The 14,994-nt window shown below is 63.2% G+C and carries 13 protein-coding genes; 6 read left to right on the forward strand and 7 right to left on the reverse strand.

The features are described 5' to 3' along the window. On the forward strand, nt 1-315 hold the full coding sequence (locus PQR32_RS30630; protein WP_408235951.1) for an AtuA-related protein: 315 nt from the start codon (nt 1-3) through the stop codon (nt 313-315). Nucleotides 316-340: 25 nt separating this feature from the next. Here the strand turns inward: PQR32_RS30630 and PQR32_RS30635 are convergent, their stop codons facing one another. Next, nucleotides 341-1,258, reverse strand: coding sequence for a LysR family transcriptional regulator (locus PQR32_RS30635; RefSeq protein ID WP_408235954.1), 918 nt, complete (start codon nt 1,256-1,258; stop codon nt 341-343). A 184-nt stretch (nt 1,259-1,442) separates the two neighbouring features. On the opposite strand from PQR32_RS30635, the gene PQR32_RS30640 reads away from it, so the two are divergent. Both PQR32_RS30640 and PQR32_RS30645 read left to right on the forward strand, forming a co-directional pair. Further along, entirely contained in the window at nt 1,443-2,702 is a 1,260-nt protein-coding gene (locus PQR32_RS30640) for an MFS transporter (protein WP_408235957.1), read from the forward strand. A 234-nt stretch (nt 2,703-2,936) separates the two neighbouring features. Beyond that, nucleotides 2,937-4,046, forward strand: coding sequence for an alkene reductase (locus tag PQR32_RS30645; RefSeq protein ID WP_408235960.1), 1,110 nt, complete (start codon nt 2,937-2,939; stop codon nt 4,044-4,046). 123 nt (nt 4,047-4,169) lie between these two features. Here the strand turns inward: PQR32_RS30645 and PQR32_RS30650 are convergent, their stop codons facing one another. From PQR32_RS30650 to PQR32_RS30670, 5 genes are all read right to left on the reverse strand, one after another. Beyond that, nucleotides 4,170-5,090: a LysR family transcriptional regulator gene (locus PQR32_RS30650; RefSeq protein ID WP_408235990.1), complete on the reverse strand. Its 921-nt coding sequence runs from the start codon at nt 5,088-5,090 to the stop codon at nt 4,170-4,172. A 109-nt stretch (nt 5,091-5,199) separates the two neighbouring features. Then, on the reverse strand, nt 5,200-5,784 hold the full coding sequence (locus PQR32_RS30655; protein WP_408235963.1) for a TetR/AcrR family transcriptional regulator: 585 nt from the start codon (nt 5,782-5,784) through the stop codon (nt 5,200-5,202). Between the two features lie 78 nt (nt 5,785-5,862). Then, nucleotides 5,863-6,984 carry a Gfo/Idh/MocA family protein gene (locus PQR32_RS30660; protein ID WP_408235966.1) on the reverse strand — a complete coding sequence of 374 codons (1,122 nt, stop codon included), beginning with the start codon at nt 6,982-6,984 and terminating at the stop codon, nt 5,863-5,865. 81 nt (nt 6,985-7,065) lie between these two features. Next, nucleotides 7,066-7,812 (reverse strand): SDR family oxidoreductase, encoded by a 747-nt coding sequence (locus PQR32_RS30665; protein ID WP_408235969.1) that lies wholly within the window; start codon nt 7,810-7,812, stop codon nt 7,066-7,068. A 256-nt stretch (nt 7,813-8,068) separates the two neighbouring features. Next, nucleotides 8,069-8,779, reverse strand: a complete 711-nt coding sequence (locus PQR32_RS30670; protein WP_408235972.1) for a FadR/GntR family transcriptional regulator — start codon at nt 8,777-8,779, stop codon at nt 8,069-8,071. Between the two features lie 429 nt (nt 8,780-9,208). On the opposite strand from PQR32_RS30670, the gene PQR32_RS30675 reads away from it, so the two are divergent. The 3 genes from PQR32_RS30675 to kdgD all read left to right on the forward strand — a co-directional run bounded on the left by PQR32_RS30675 (nt 9,209) and on the right by kdgD (nt 13,017). After that, nucleotides 9,209-10,540, forward strand: a complete 1,332-nt coding sequence (locus PQR32_RS30675; RefSeq protein WP_408235975.1) for an MFS transporter — start codon at nt 9,209-9,211, stop codon at nt 10,538-10,540. A gap of 132 nt (nt 10,541-10,672) precedes the next feature. Continuing rightward, complete coding sequence (gene gudD, locus PQR32_RS30680) at nt 10,673-12,022, forward strand: glucarate dehydratase (protein WP_408235978.1); 1,350 nt, start codon at nt 10,673-10,675, stop codon at nt 12,020-12,022. A 77-nt stretch (nt 12,023-12,099) separates the two neighbouring features. Then, complete coding sequence (kdgD, locus tag PQR32_RS30685; RefSeq protein ID WP_408235981.1) at nt 12,100-13,017, forward strand: 5-dehydro-4-deoxyglucarate dehydratase; 918 nt, start codon at nt 12,100-12,102, stop codon at nt 13,015-13,017. A 152-nt stretch (nt 13,018-13,169) separates the two neighbouring features. Here the strand turns inward: kdgD and PQR32_RS30690 are convergent, their stop codons facing one another. After that, nucleotides 13,170-14,678, reverse strand: a complete 1,509-nt coding sequence (locus PQR32_RS30690) for an MFS transporter (RefSeq protein WP_408235993.1) — start codon at nt 14,676-14,678, stop codon at nt 13,170-13,172. Between the last annotated feature and the right edge of the window lie 316 nt (nt 14,679-14,994).

Below are 14,994 nucleotides of genomic sequence, written 5' to 3' on the forward strand. Positions count from 1 at the left end.
ATGAAATTACGTGAACTGGCTCATTCGCGTACCGGCGACAAAGGCAATACGCTGAACATCTCGGTGATCTGCTATGACATGAAGAATTACGAACATCTACGCACGGTGCTGACGCCGGAACGGGTCAAAGCGCATCTGCGTGATGTTGTGCAGGGCGAGGTGGTGCGCTACGATCTGCCCGACATTGCGGCGTTCAACTTCGTGCTTGGCAATGCGCTCGGCGGCGGCGTGACGCGTTCGCTCGCACTCGATGCGCACGGCAAGTCGCTGAGTTCGGCGTTGATGGATCTCGATGTCGAGGCGCCTGCTTCGTAGTGCGCTTATACGTTTGCGGCCGCCTTCAGGCGTCCGCTTCTTCCCAAGGCGGCACCGGCTGCCACGCCTCGATCAATTCATCGATGAAAAGCCGCACCTTCGGCGTCAGATGCCGGCGCGTCGGATAGATCGCGCGAATCGGCAGCGGCTCCGCTGCGAACGATTGCAGCAGCGGTTGCAAGCGGCCGTCACGGATCTCGCTTGCAACCAGATAGTTGGGCAGATTGATGATGCCCACGCCATTCACCGCCGCGCCGATCAACGCCTCGGCGCTGTCCATTTTCAATCTTCCACCCGTCTCCACGACCTGTTGCTCGACGCCGGCGAACTGCCACGGTTGCGGACGTCCCGCGCTGACGAATTGCAGGCACTCGTGGTGCGCGAGATCGAGCGGCGAGACAGGCGCGCCGCGCTTCGCCAGATAAGCCGGCGACGCACACGTGATCAGCTTTTGCGTGGCCACTGTGCGGGCGATGAGCCGCGAGTCCGGTTTCGGTTCGCCGACGCGGATGGCGACGTCGATCCCCTCGTCGACGAGATCGACGAAGCGGTCCGTGAAGCTGACCTCGGCGCTGACCGTGGGCCAGCGTTCGAGAAACGACGCGATGATCGGCAACACCTGACGGTGACCGAGCGCAATCGGCAGGCTGATGCGTAACGTGCCTGCCGGCGTCCCGCTGCGCACCGCCATGGCCGTCTCGGTCTCTTCGAGGTCTTCGAGAATCTGCGTGCAACGCGCGTAAAACACGGAGCCGTCGTCCGTGAGTCCCAGACTATGCGGCGTTCGATGCAGCAGACGCACCTGCAAGCGCGCCTCGAGTCGGGCAATGATCTTGCCGACCGCCGAGCGCGTGATACCGAGCTGCTGCCCCGCCGACGTAAAGCTGCCCGCCTTGACCACGGTGACGAAGGTCGCGATGTCGTTGATGTTGCCGAGCGCCAAGTCGAGATCCTCCCCAACGGGTGTGTGCAATGTGGATGAGCGGCTTCGCGCGATCCGTCGCGTTCCGATGATATCGCGTCGCCCGTCTGTCGCGGTGAAGGGGAGCCACATTCCCCATCGATCCTCCTACTCTCCGTTCAGGACGCAGTCCCCTCAATTTCAATGTCTGAATCGGAGAACATCCATGGATGCCAATCAACTTGCCGGATCGTCCGCGAGACCGGCACTCGCTAGCGACGGCGCGCCGCTCATGCCGACTGTGGTGGCGGCCACGCGCGGACCGTCTTGGGCCGCGGTTTTATCCGTCGCTGTCGGCTCATTCGCTTTCGTCGCCACGGAATACATGCCTGTCGGCTTGTTGCCGCAGATCGCGCACGAACTCGGCGTCACGCCCGGCACGGCAGGACTGATGGTGACGACGCCGGGCATCATCGCCGCGATCTCGGCGCCGCTGCTGCTGCTGGCCGCGGGGCGCATCAACCGCCGTTTGATCCTGTTGCTGCTGGCTGTGCTGCTGGTCGCATCGAACGTGATCTCGGCACTTGCGCCGAGCTTCGCCGTGATGCTGGTGGGCCGCGCATTGCTGGGTGCGAGCCTCGGCGGGTTCTGGACCGTCGCGCTCGGCGCATCAGGGCAACTCGTGCGCGAAGAGCAGGCCGCGCGTGCGAGCGCGACGATTTTTATGGGCATCACGCTGGCGACGGTGATCGGCGTGCCGCTCGGCACCTTGATCGCCGACCTGAGTTCGTGGCGCATGGCGTTCCTCGCGACCTCGGTGCTCGCGGCCGTCGCGTTGGCCGCGCAGGCCGTGTTCCTGCCTTCGCTGCCGCCCAAGGCGGCGATTCGACCGGACGACTTCCGCGCCATGCTGGCACGCTCGAACGTGCGCCGGAGTCTGTTGCTGGTCGCGTTGCTATTCGGCGCGCACTTCGCGGCCTATACGTATATCGCGCCGTTTCTCGAGCGCAATGCGGCGTTCGGTCCGTCGTGGGTGACGGCCGTGTTGCTCGGTTTCGGCGTCGTCGGCTTCGCTGCGAATTTCGCGGTTTCCGCTTTGGTGACGCGCCATCTCAAGGTCTCGCTGCTGATGTTGGGCGCGCTGATGACGCTCGCCTTGTTCGCCTTGCCGATGCTGCAGGTGTCCCGTGTCGGCGTGATCGCGGCGGTGATGGTGTGGGGCATCGCGTACGGCGCGATCCCGCTGAGCCTGAGCATCTGGATGCAATGGACTTCGCCGGATCGCCCTGAAGCGGGTTCGTCGATGTTCGTCAGCACCGTGCAGACCTCGATCGCGCTCGGCTCGCTGACGGGCGGCGCGGTGGTCGATCATCTCAGCATCGCCTCGACGATGCACTTCGGCGGCGCACTCGCGGTGCTGAGCCTGCTCGTGATGATGACGTTCAGCACGCGCCACGCGAGCCTGAAGGACGTGCTCGACAAATAGCCGGCGCGCTGTTGAAACACAGTTGCTGCGCCATCGAAACAATCGGTGATGGCTGTGCAGTCCAGCAGGCGCAAGGGTTTCGGCGCATTGCGGACTGCAGGCTCCCAAGTCTTCGGAGCCGTGGCCCGTTTTTCTTAACGACCCGCGCCTATAGATTGTCATTCAACGCCAGACAGCGTACGCAACGCTCGGCGGCAATCATTCACCGGATCAACTTCAAGAGAAAAGAACCTCATGAGCAAGCTCTTCACCTCAGTCAAAGTAGGACCTTATGAACTCGCGCACCGCGTCGTCCTCGCACCGCTGACCCGCATGCGTGCCGAAGACGGCGCGCGCCCCGGTCGTCTGATGGCCGAGTATTATGCGCAGCGCACGTCCGCAGGTGCATTGCTGATCGGCGAGGCGACGATCGCCGCGCCCGACGGGAACGGTTACCTCGGCGCTCCCGGCCTTTACGACGACGGCCAGATCGCCGGCTGGCGCGAAGTCACCGACGCGGTGCACGCGAAGGGCGGCAAGATTTTCCTGCAGCTGTATCACGCAGGACGTCAGTCGAACGCCGAGTTGCAGCCCGAAGGACGCCGGCCGGTGGGCCCGTCGGAAGTGCTGCACGGCGGCGTCGCTTATACCAGGGCCGGCTGGATTCCGAACACGCCGAACCGCGCGCTGGAGATCGACGAGATCGCCGCAATCGTGGAGAGTTTCCGCACGGCCGCTGAACGTGGCGTGAAGGCAGGCTTCGACGGCGTTGAATTGCACGCCGCGAATGGCTATCTCTTCGATCAGTTCCTTCAAGACGGCAGCAACAAGCGCACGGATGCCTACGGCGGTTCGTTCGAAAATCGCGCGCGCCTGTTGATGGAAGCCACCCGTGCGGTGATTTCCGTATGGGGCAGCAACAAGGTTGCGGTGCGTCTCGGACCGAGCGGTTCGTGGGGCGATATGTCGGATAGCGATCCGGTCGGCCTCTTTAGCTACGTCGCGGCCGAACTGGCCAGGCTCGATCTCGCGTATCTGCATCTGATCGAGCCGCGTATCGCCGGCAATGTCGAAGATGAAAGCCGCAATCCGGAGCCGGTCGCCGCGCAGACGATCCGCCAGCACTACGCGGGGACGATCATCGCCGCGGGTGGTTTCAAGCGCGATTCGGCGGAAGCGATCCTCGCCGACGGCGATGCCGATCTCGTCGCGTTCGGCCGCGATTTCATCGCCAATCCGGATCTGCCGGAACGGTTGCGCCGCAAGCTGCCGCTCAATACGTACGACCGGCCGACGTTCTTTGGCGGCACGGAAGTGGGCTACACGGACTATCCGTTTTATGAAGAAGAGACAGTGAGCGCATAAGCATCGTTGATGGTCGATGCAGATGTTGTGGAAGCCGGCGTGTTCAGTGTGTTGCTGAACACGCCGGCTTTTTCGTGCGGGCCGATACACGTTGAAAAGTCCCGAGCGCCGACAGCATCACACTCAAGCGCGGCCAGCAGCCCGCGCCGCCGCAGCGGAAACCGGAAACAGATGCTCGCTCAAGTAATCGACGAAGACCCGCGCTTTAGGCGAGATCTGACGCCCGGACGGCCACAACGCGCGAAATACGGTCGGCGTATCCGTGTACGTTTGCAGTACGGCAACCAGCGAGCCTCGCGCGAGCTGCGCGCGTATCGTGAAGTCGGGCACGCAGGCAAGGCCCAGGTCCTGTTCGGCAAGCATGGTCAAAGGCTCGACGGCGGTGGCGATGGCCGTCGTCGGAAGGTCGATGTTCAGCATCTCGCCGTCGCGGATCAACGGCCAGCGGCGCAGTTTGTTGGTGGTCGGAAACCGATGTTGAAGGCACGCGTGGTCGCGCAGTTGTTCGGGTTCGCCAGGCACGCCGCGTTGCGCGAAGTAGGCCGGCGAGCCGACGATCACATGCCGGTACGTGCCCATGGTGCGCGTGACGAGCGTGGAGTCGAGCGCATCGCCGGTGCGAGTGACGACGTCGAAGCCTTCCTCGATCACATCGACCATGCGGTCGGAGAAGTCGATATCGAGCACAATGTCCGGGTACGTCTTCATGAAAGCGGCGATCACCGGCATCATCAGCGTGCTCACCATCGGCATGCTGACGCGCAGCAGTCCGCGTGGCGCGGCATTGGCGAGCGCCAGTTCGTTCTCGGCCGCCTCGATTTCTCCGATGATGCGCTGGCAGCGCGTCAGAAAGGTCGCGCCCTCGGGCGTCAACGCGATACTGCGCGTGCTGCGATGAAAGAGGCGCACGCCGAGCCGTCCTTCGAGCCGCGAGATCGCCTTGCCGACCGCCGACGACGAAATGCCCAACTGGCGGCCCGCTTCAGTGAAGCTGCGGGTTTCGGCGGCGCGCACGAACACGTTGAGCGAGCCGAACCGGTCCATCGCGCCTGGCGAGGCGCCGCTTTCGGCGGCGGCAGGCGGTGCCGGTGAACTCGCCGTGTTTGCGGCGGGAGGGCCAGCTTGATTGGGCTGCGTCATCGGGAGCTCCTTATCAGGCCCGCTGCAAAACGCTGGAAAACAGCACTTCCTTCAGATTGACGACCGGCGCCGGATCGCGCTGCGCTTTGGCGAGCAGAAACGCGCCTTGCATGGACGACACGATGAACGTGGCGAGTTGCTCGCAATTCGTATCGGCTCGCACTTCGCGCGCCGCGACGGCGGCCCGCAGGCAATAGAGAACGGACTTTTCGATTTCGGCGAAAATCGCATTGAGCCGCGCGCGGATCGCTTCGCTGTCGCTCGAGTCGGCGGCGAAGTTGCCGAGCAGGCAGCCATTGCGCGAATCGTTCTGACTGATGAGCCGGATATGGACGTCGATGTATTTGCCGAGCCGATACAGCGGTTTCAGTTCGTCGTTGAGCAGCGTATCGCGCATCTCGCCACGCGCCCGCTCGAAATACAGTTCGATCACTTCGAGGCCGAATGCTTCTTTCGAGGTGAAGTGGTTCGTGAACGAGCCATGTGGCACGCCCGCCGCCTTGACGATGTCCCGCACGCTCGCGCCGTTGAAGCCGAATTCGTGGATGACGCGCATGCCCTCGGCGATCAGCGTGTCTTTGTGTGAAGGTTTCGGCATGGTCGGAAGCTCTCTGGCAATACAGGCGCCCCGCATGGTGTCATGCACAAGTGCGGGGCGGCTGATGGGTGGACCGCTTCAGTTCACTTCGATATGGCGGCCGCTGTCTGATGATTCTACGGCGGCGTCGAGCAGCTTGTGCAGACGGACTGCATGCTCGAACGTCGGCGCGGTGCGGCTGCCGGTGCGGACGTCGTCGGCGAAGGCGGCGTACAACTGGGCGAGCTCCAACACTGCGGAGGGCAAATCGGATGGCGGCAGCCGGTCGTACGACGCGGGCACCGGCAGCGTCGCGAGCGGCAGGTTGTTGCCGTGCGCGCCTTCGATCACGTAGTCGTCGCCGACATTGCCGAACGCCGAGCGATTCGTGATACGCAGATCGCCTTCCGTACCGGTGATGTCGATCTGCACGCCCGAGCCGTTGCGCTTGCCGCCTTCGATATGCACCGACAGCACCGCGCCGTCCGGCAAGCGACCGGCGAGCACGAGTTGGTCGGGCGTCGTGGTCGGCATGACTTCGCCGGTCTCCGCGATCGTCACCTGTTCGAACTGATTGACGCTCAGCGCGGCAATGCTGTGCGGCCAACCTGTCGCTTCGAACAGCATGTCGAGGAAGTGGCCTGCGTAGATCGCGATCACGCTCGAGAAGTTTTCCGGCGGGACGGTCCAGCGCAGCGATTGCGAACGCAGCGCCTGGAAGTAATTCATGCTCACGTGAATGCGTACCGAGCGCAGCTTGCCGACATAGCCTTGCGCGATCAGATCGCGCACGTAGCGGTTGTGCGGCGCGAGTCGCCGTTGCAAGCCGACCACGTGACGCACATTCGCCTCACGCGCGAGATCGATCAGTTCCTGCGAGGTGGCGACGTTCGGCGTCAGCGGCCACTCGCAGTAGACGTCCTTGCCGGCTGCGATCGCGGCGCGCACGCCTTCTGCGTGCTGCGGCGCCGTCGTCAGAACGATGACCAGATCGACTTCGGGATGTTTGACCAGTGCGTCGAGCGACTCGACCACGTATTTGAGGCCGTAACGTTCGGCGACACCTTGCGCCGCTTCGCGACGCTGGCTGAACACTGCGGTCAATTCGTATTGGGGCAATAGGCTCAGCACGCGCACGTGGCCGTGTTGCGCCCAGTTGCCTACGCCGACGATACCGACGCGGATCGGCGCGGCGCTGGATACTGCGGAATTCTCAGTCATGGGACCACCTGCGCGCAAACGCGCAAAGAGGCCGGACAGAAACACGACAACCTGTTTCCGGCCGGCCCAAACAACGATTGATCAAACGCCAGCGAACTGGTCGTTGAACTGCGTGACGAACGCGGCTTCGTTCGGGCCGGGATTGTTGCGCATGGGACGGGCGATCTCGACGACGGCTTCGTCGGCGTCCGTGCCGAGTTCATGGATGGTTTGTTCGATGAACGGCGCAAGCGGCATGGCGCGCGGTTCGTTCTTGCTGTCGAGCAAGTCGGTCTGCACCCACGGCGGCGCGATTTCGACGACGCGCACGGAGGTGTCCTTCAGTTTGAAGCGCAGCGATTGCGTGTACGAGTGGATCGCGGCCTTGGTCGACGAATAGACGCCGGCGATGGCCATCGGCACGAAGCCGAGTACCGACGACACGTTGATGATGGTCGCGTCGCCTTGTTGCTTCAGATGCTCGACGAGCGCGCCCGTCAGGCGGATCGGGCCCATCAGGTTGGTCGTGAGTGTGGAGACGATCAGCGCGTCGTCGACCGGCTTGCTGAGGTCGTCGATTTGCATGATGCCGGCGTTGTTGATCAGCACGTTCAGCGACGGGTACTGCGCGATCAGTTGTTGCGAGACCGAGGCGATGCTCTGCGGGTCCGTGATGTCCAGTTCGACCGACTGCATGCCGGGGTTGGCGGCAATCGTCTCTTCGAGATTCGCCTTGCGGCGGCCGGCGATGATGACCTGATTGCCGAGCTTGTGGAACGCTTCAGCGAGTCCGCGGCCGATGCCCGAACCGCCGCCGGTGATGAAAATAGTGTTGCCTGTGAGTTTCATGATGGATCTCAAAGTGGATTCAAGGTCCGCGCTGCTGTCGGGTTGGACAGCAACACGCGCTGGGAGAAATATGGACGAACGTATTAAACCCATCAAGCGGCTCGACATGAATGCACTATTCCGCTGACGCTAACAATGCTACGCAGGCGCCGAGGCTTGCGGTCGCGCCATTCCACCCGGTCTATATCTAAACCAGTACGATTGTATTTTTTAAAAAGAGAGGAGGGCGGCGGGCGGCCGCCCGCTCACTGGCGAATCAGTCGCCCGCTTTGCTCAACTCGTGAGCGCGGCGCAGCCGTTCGCGGCTGTTGCTCAGGTGCATGCGCATGGCGGCGCGCGCGTCGTCCGGGTCTTGCCGTTCGATCGCGCGATAAATCATCTGATGCTCGCTGAGCACGTTACGCAGATGCTCGATATGGTCGAGTTCCGCGATCTCCGCGGAGCCGAGCCGCGTGCGGGGACTCACCGCGCGGCCAAGCTGGCTGAGCACGTCGAAGAAATAACGGTTGCCGCTTGCGCGGGCGATCTGCAAATGAAACTCGATGTCGTGCGCGAGCGTATCGGTGCTGCCGCGCTCGAGTTCGGACTCGAAACGCTCCAGCGCGCCGCGGATCTGCTTGAGGTTCTGGTCGGTGCGCCGCGCCGCGGCGAGCGCGGCGGAGGCGGCTTCGACGTCGATGCGGAATTCGATGATCGCCATCACGTCCAGCATGCTGGAGAGATCGGCGGCGGGCAACTGCATGGATTTTTCCGTGGCCGGCGCCAGTACGAAGGTGCCGATGCCGTGACGCGTCTCGACCACCTTGGCCGCCTGCAGCCGCGAAATCGCCTCGCGCACCACGGAGCGGCTCACCGAGAGCTGCTTCATCATCGCGACTTCGGTGGGGATGCGGTCGCCCGGCCTCAGGGCGCCGCGGCGGATTTCATCGGAAAGGGTGGCCACCACCTTCTCAGTTAGGCTGCTCATTTCTGTGGCTGGTTGATTGTTCGGCTGGGGATGCACACGGTGCGCGTGCGATTTGCGGCGTGTGACGCCTCGGTATAGCCATCATAGCGTTTGTCCCGATAAGAACGATTTGATTCTCGCGTTTGCGATGGTTTGTGGAGACGAGGTTCGGGCTCGGCATGCAGGGTGAAAAGCGCGGCGGTTTTTTAATGTCATCAGACATCTTAGTTCAATTTTTACGTGTTTGGCTTCATTAGGGGATATTGCCTTGCCGGCGCAGCATTACGCGTCACACCAGCAGGGTAAACACGGCGTTGGAATCGCCCATAAAAACATGGTAGTCTGTCGTCAGACAACGTATCACGCGTTTCGGGACGGAAGACCGGCCTGTTTGAATGCGCCGCGTTGCGCTCGATCAGGCCGCCTGAGCGGCCGAAACTGGAGACAATCTTGACGTCTGCTCTCACCACCGCCGCCGATCCGCTCGAATCAGCCGTCTCCAAGGTCAAGCGGCACGTGCTGCCGCTGTTTCTGATCATGTTCATCGCGAACTACATCGACCGCGTGAACATCGGCTTCGTCAATTCCCACATGCAGACGGACCTCGGCATCGGCGCCGCGGCGTACGGCCTTGGGAGCGGTCTATTCTTTATCGGCTACGCGCTGTTCGAGGTGCCCTCGAACGTGTTGATGCAGAAGTACGGCGCGCGCGTTTGGCTCACGCGCATCATGGGCACGTGGGGGCTGGTCGCGGCGGCGATGGCGTTCGTCTGGAACGACACCTCGTTCTATGTGTTGCGATTCCTGCTCGGCGTCGCCGAGGCCGGCTTCTTTCCCGGCGTGGTTTTTTACTTCACGCAATGGCTGCCGCAGAAGGAACGCGGCAAGGCGGTGGCGGTTTTTCTCGGCGGCTCTGCGCTCGCGTCGGTTCTCTCCGGTCCGATCACCGGCAGCCTGCTGTCCATTCGCGGCTTCGGTTTGCACGGCTGGCAATGGATGTTTCTCGTCGAAGGCGGCTTTTCGATCGTGCTGTGCGCGGTGAGCTGGATGTTGCTGAAGTCGCGTATTCGCGATGCCTCCTGGCTTACAACTGAAGAGCAGAACGTGCTTCAGACGTCGATCGCGGCGGAGCAGGCCGAGCGCGAGGCACAGGGCGGCGCGCATCTGCCGGCCATGAAGCTGCTGAAGGATCCGCAGATTTTGCTGTTCTGCTTTCTGTACTTCGCGATTCAATTGACCATCTACGCGGCCACCTTCTGGCTGCCCACGATCATCCGCAAAATGGGCGGCCTCTCCGACTTCCAGGTCGGCATGCTCAACGCGATTCCCTGGCTCATCGCCATGTTCGCGATGTACTGCTTCGCGTTGTTGTCGGCGAAATGGCGCTTCCAGCAGGCGTGGCTGGCCGTGGCGCTCGTCATTGCGGCGTGCGGGCTGTTCGCTTCGACTTCGGGCAATCCGGTGTTGTCGTTCGTGGCCATCTGTTTCTCGGCGATCGGCTTCAAGGCGGCGGCTTCGCTGTTCTGGCCGATCCCGCAAGGCTATCTGGACGCCCGCGTGGCCGCGGCGGTGATCGCGTTGATCAACTCGGTAGGCAACCTCGGCGGATTCTTCGCGCCCGCCGCGTTCGGTTATCTGCAGCAGCACACCGGGTCGATTACCGGTGGTCTGTACGGCCTCGCCGTGGCTTCGTTGATCGCGGCGGCGGCCGGTTTCCTGACCCGCAACCGGCGCGTGAATCACGACGCGCCGCCGGAATCGCTGCAGCACAAAGTCCACTGACTACACTGACTGACAGAACCGCTCAGCATGCATCATCTAATTTCCAGTTTCCGTCCGGTGTCGGTGTCTAGCGCGATCGCATAGCGCCTCCAATTTCGCCACCCGGCTCACTAACTCATCGGATCCAACATCATGTCCACGAAATCTTCCGAACTGAACGCCACTCCGGTTGTTACTGAACTACGTGTCGTGCCTGTCGCCGGGCGCGACAGCATGTTGCTCAATCTGAGCGGCGCGCATGGCCCGTTCTTCACGCGCAATATCGTCATTCTGCGCGACAGCGCGGGACACACCGGCGTCGGTGAAGTGCCGGGCGGCGAGAGCATCCGCAAGACCATCGACGACGCGCGTCCGCTCGTCGTCGGTCAGTCGATCGGCAATCTGCAAGCGGTCCTCAACAAGGCGCGCACGCAATTCGCCGACCGCGACGCCGGCGGCCGCGGTTTGCAGACCTTCGATCTGCGCACCACGATTCACGCGGTGACCGCGCTCGAAGCCGCGCTGCTCGATCTGCTCGGCCAACATCTCGGCGTGCCCGTCGCCGCGCTGCTCGGCGAAGGCCAGCAACGCGACGAAGTGGAAATGCTCGGCTATCTGTTCTATATCGGCGATCGCAAGAAGACCGACCTGGAATACGCGAGCGGCGCCGATGGCCGCGACGACTGGGAGCGCGTGCGCACCGAAGAAGCCATGACGCCCGAGGCCGTCGTGCGTCTCGCCGAAGCCGCGCAGGCGCGCTACGGCTTCAACGACTTCAAGCTCAAAGGCGGCGTGCTGTCCGGCGACGCCGAGATCGAAGCCGTCACCGCGCTCGCCGAACGTTTCCCAAAGGCCCGCGTCACGCTCGATCCGAACGGCGCCTGGTCGCTGGCGGAAGCGGTGCGCCTGTGCCGCGACCAGCACGACGTGCTGGCCTACGCGGAAGATCCGTGCGGCGCCGAGAACGGCTATTCGGGCCGCGAGGTGATGGCCGAGTTCCGCCGCGCGACCGGCTTGCCGACGGCGACCAACATGATCGCCACCGACTGGCGCCAGATGGGTCACGCAATCCAGTTGCAGTCCGTGGATATCCCGCTGGCCGATCCGCACTTCTGGACCATGCAGGGCTCGGTGCGCGTCGCGCAGATGTGCAACGACTGGGGCCTCACGTGGGGTTCGCACTCGAACAATCACTTCGACATTTCGCTCGCGATGTTCACGCACGTGGCGGCCGCCGCGCCCGGCAAGATCACGGCGATCGACACGCACTGGATCTGGCAGGACGGCCAGCGTCTGACGCGCGAGCCGCTGCAGATCGTCGGCGGCAAGGTCAAGGTGCCGCAGGCCGCAGGGCTCGGTATCGAACTCGACATGGATGAGATCGAGAAGGCGCACGCGCTTTATCAGCAGCACGGCCTGGGTGCGCGCGACGACGGCGTGGCCATGCAATATCTGATTCCGAACTGGAAGTTCGATAACAAGCGCCCGTGCCTGGTGCGCTAAACCAACGATGATCCGGGCGGCGGCGCGGATAACCGCGCGCGCTCACCCCACTTGAAGCCTTAAACGCCATCCACGCCATGACTTCACCTCAAGAACTCAAAGCCATCGTTTCCGAAGGGCTGCTGTCCTTTCCCGTGACCGACTTCGACGCGCACGGCGATTTCCGTGCGGATACCTATGCTGCGCGCCTCGAATGGCTGGCGCCCTACGGCGCGACCGCGCTGTTCGCCGCAGGCGGCACGGGCGAATTCTTTTCGCTGACGAAAAGCGACTACACGAACGTGATCCGCACAGCGACCGACACCTGCAGGGGCAAGGTGCCGATTCTCGCGGGCGCGGGCGGCCCGACCCGGGTGGCGATCGACTACGCGCGGGAAGCCGAACGTCTTGGCGCAAGCGGTGTGCTGCTGATGCCGCATTATCTGACCGAGGCGTCGCAGGAAGGCATCGCGGCGCACGTGGAGCAGGTGTGCAAGTCCGTGCCGAACATCGGCGTGATCGTCTACAACCGGGCAAATTCGAAGCTGAACGCGGACATGCTCGAGCGTCTCGCGGACCGCTGCCCGAACCTGATCGGCTTCAAGGATGGCGTGGGTGAAATCGAAGCGATGGTGACGATTCGCCGCCGCCTCGGCGACCGCTTCTCGTATCTCGGTGGGCTGCCGACCGCGGAAGTTTATGCCGCGGCTTATAAGGCGTTGGGCGTGCCGGTGTATTCGTCGGCGGTGTTCAACTTCATTCCGAAGACGGCGATGGAGTTTTACCGCGCGGTCGCCGCCGACGAACATGCAACGCAAGCCAGGCTGCTCGACGAATTCTTCCTGCCGTATCTGGCGATCCGGAATCGTCGCGCGGGTTACGCGGTGAGTATCGTGAAGGCGGGCGCGAAGCTGGTGGGCCACGATGCTGGTCCGGTCCGCGCACCGCTCACCGATCTCACCGACGAAGAGATGGCGCAACTCGATGCGCTGATCAGGAAGCTCGGCGCACAGTAAGCAGGCGCTGGATTTCCGCGAATACAACGCAGCCATGCACGTGCGGCGTTCGTCTTAACGGTTGGGACTGGCCGCTGTGCTCCCAACGCAATCACAGCGGCCGAAAAGCGCAACGTGGCCCACGCGGCATGTGCTCAATCCGGCCAATGCGTTCAACCCTTGCGAAACACCACGTGCGAGATCCGCTGCACCAGCAGCGCGGCCGCCAGCGCCGCGACCGCCGTCAGCCACACGCCGATATGAATCGACTGCACCAGCGCGTCGCGCGCCGTGTCGATCAACGCGAGCGTATTGAGCCCTGACGGCTTCATATCCGCGATCAGCTTCAGACGCGACGCTTCGTCGATAAGAATGCGCAGGTCGACGAAGCGAGGCCGCCATTGCGACGCGGCCGGCTCGCCGAGCACGCTCATCGTGCGCGTGACCACGTCGCGGTAATGATGCTGCACCACGGTTGCGACGATGCTCGTGCCCAGCATGCCGCCCACCATGCGCGCGGATTGCAGCAGCGCCGTGGTGATGCCGAAGCGCTCGTGCCCAGCGATCTCCTGGCCGAACACATTCAAATTGTTGAGAATGAAACCGAGGCCGATGCCGACCGCGGCCATCGGCAATTCGATCCATATGTGCGGCGTCTCCGGATTCGCAAACGCCAGCGCGATCGACGCGAACAGCAGCAACGCGAAGCCGATCGACAGGATCTGCGTCGGCTTTTTCATGTGAATCACGATGCGCGTATTCAGCAGACTGCCAAGCGCGATACAGGCCGCGATCGGCGTGGCGAGCAGGCCGGCCTGTTGCGGCGAGAGTCCGAAGCCGCCTTGCAGCAGCAGCGGCGCGAAGAAGATCAGCGAGAACATCACGAAGCCCGACAGCATGCCGAGCGTGAACAGCGTGACGAGTTGCGGGTCCTTGAACAGATCGAGTGGAATGATCGGATGCGTGGCGCGCTTCTCGCAGATCAGCAGGGCGGCCGTGCCCACGATCACGCAAGCGGCCAACGTGAGATTGCCGGCGGTCAGGCCGGTTTTTGGCACGGCTTCGATGAAGGCCTGCAGACCACCGAGCACGGCGGCGACCAACGCCGCGCCGAGCCAGTCGATTTTGACATCGCCTTCATGCGGACGGCGAAAGCTCGGCAGATGCGCCCAGATGAAATAGAGTGCCGCCGCACCGACCGGCAAATTGATCAGGAAGGTCGAGCGCCAGCCCCAGTGTTCGCTCATCCAGCCGCCGAGCGACGGTCCCGCCGCTGTGCCGATGCCGTACGCGGCGGCCATCACCACTTGCCAGCGCACTCGCGCGCGCGGATCGGGAAACAGATCGGGAATGGAAGCGAACGCCGTGCCGACCATCATCCCGCCGCCGACGCCTTGCAAGCCGCGCGCGATCACGAGAAACAGCATGTCGTTGGCGACGCCACAGAGCACCGACGCCACGGTGAACGTGATGACCGCGGCAATCACGAAGCGCTTGCGGCCGAAGTAGTCGCCGAGCCGCCCGAACACCGGCACCGTCACCACCGAAGCCAGCAGATACGCACTGGCGATCCACGCGTAGTACTCGAAGTCGTGCAACTCGGCGACGATGGAAGGCAGCGCGGTGCTGACGACCGTCTGATCGAGTGCGACCAGCATGTTGACGAGGCCGATGCCGAGCATGGCGAACAGGGCGTTGCGGAACGGCAGGGCAGTGGCGGTCGGGTTCACGGATCTGAGGGGAAAGCTTTTCAAGGTGGACGCTGCGCGGCCGGCGCAGGTCAGGGTCTTGACGACTGGTGTCCTCTAGTTGTCTGACCTCTTGCAAAGGATTATACGGGTTTTCCCTTACCCAAAACTATTCTCTGGTATTTCGAGGCAAAAAAATGCCGTGCGCAGCCGGCACGGCATGGTGGGTGGGCGAGGCGGCAAAGGGCGTTTGAGTTGCGGGGGGGGGGGGGGGGCGCCCCCCCCCCCCCCCCCCCCATGTATTAAAAAA

Origin of the sequence: Paraburkholderia dipogonis (genome assembly GCF_046027395.1) — a bacterium.
GTDB lineage: Bacteria > Pseudomonadota > Gammaproteobacteria > Burkholderiales > Burkholderiaceae > Paraburkholderia > Paraburkholderia dipogonis_A.

Bases quoted from the DNA above. Each gene is read 5' to 3' on its own strand.
- PQR32_RS30640 (WP_408235957.1), top strand. From the start codon at position 1,443: ATGGATGCCAATCAACTTGCCGGATCGTCCGCGAGACCGGCACTCGCT.
- PQR32_RS30670 (WP_408235972.1), bottom strand. From the start codon at position 8,779: ATGAGCAGCCTAACTGAGAAGGTGGTGGCCACCCTTTCCGATGAAATC.
- PQR32_RS30665 (WP_408235969.1), bottom strand. From the start codon at position 7,812: ATGAAACTCACAGGCAACACTATTTTCATCACCGGCGGCGGTTCGGGC.
- PQR32_RS30655 (WP_408235963.1), bottom strand. From the start codon at position 5,784: ATGCCGAAACCTTCACACAAAGACACGCTGATCGCCGAGGGCATGCGC.
- PQR32_RS30630 (WP_408235951.1), top strand. From the start codon at position 1: ATGAAATTACGTGAACTGGCTCATTCGCGTACCGGCGACAAAGGCAAT.
- PQR32_RS30690 (WP_408235993.1), bottom strand. From the start codon at position 14,678: ATGCTCGGCATCGGCCTCGTCAACATGCTGGTCGCACTCGATCAGACG.
- PQR32_RS30645 (WP_408235960.1), top strand. From the start codon at position 2,937: ATGAGCAAGCTCTTCACCTCAGTCAAAGTAGGACCTTATGAACTCGCG.
- PQR32_RS30660 (WP_408235966.1), bottom strand. From the start codon at position 6,984: ATGACTGAGAATTCCGCAGTATCCAGCGCCGCGCCGATCCGCGTCGGT.
- kdgD (WP_408235981.1), top strand. From the start codon at position 12,100: ATGACTTCACCTCAAGAACTCAAAGCCATCGTTTCCGAAGGGCTGCTG.
- gudD (WP_408235978.1), top strand. From the start codon at position 10,673: ATGTCCACGAAATCTTCCGAACTGAACGCCACTCCGGTTGTTACTGAA.
- PQR32_RS30650 (WP_408235990.1), bottom strand. From the start codon at position 5,090: ATGGACCGGTTCGGCTCGCTCAACGTGTTCGTGCGCGCCGCCGAAACC.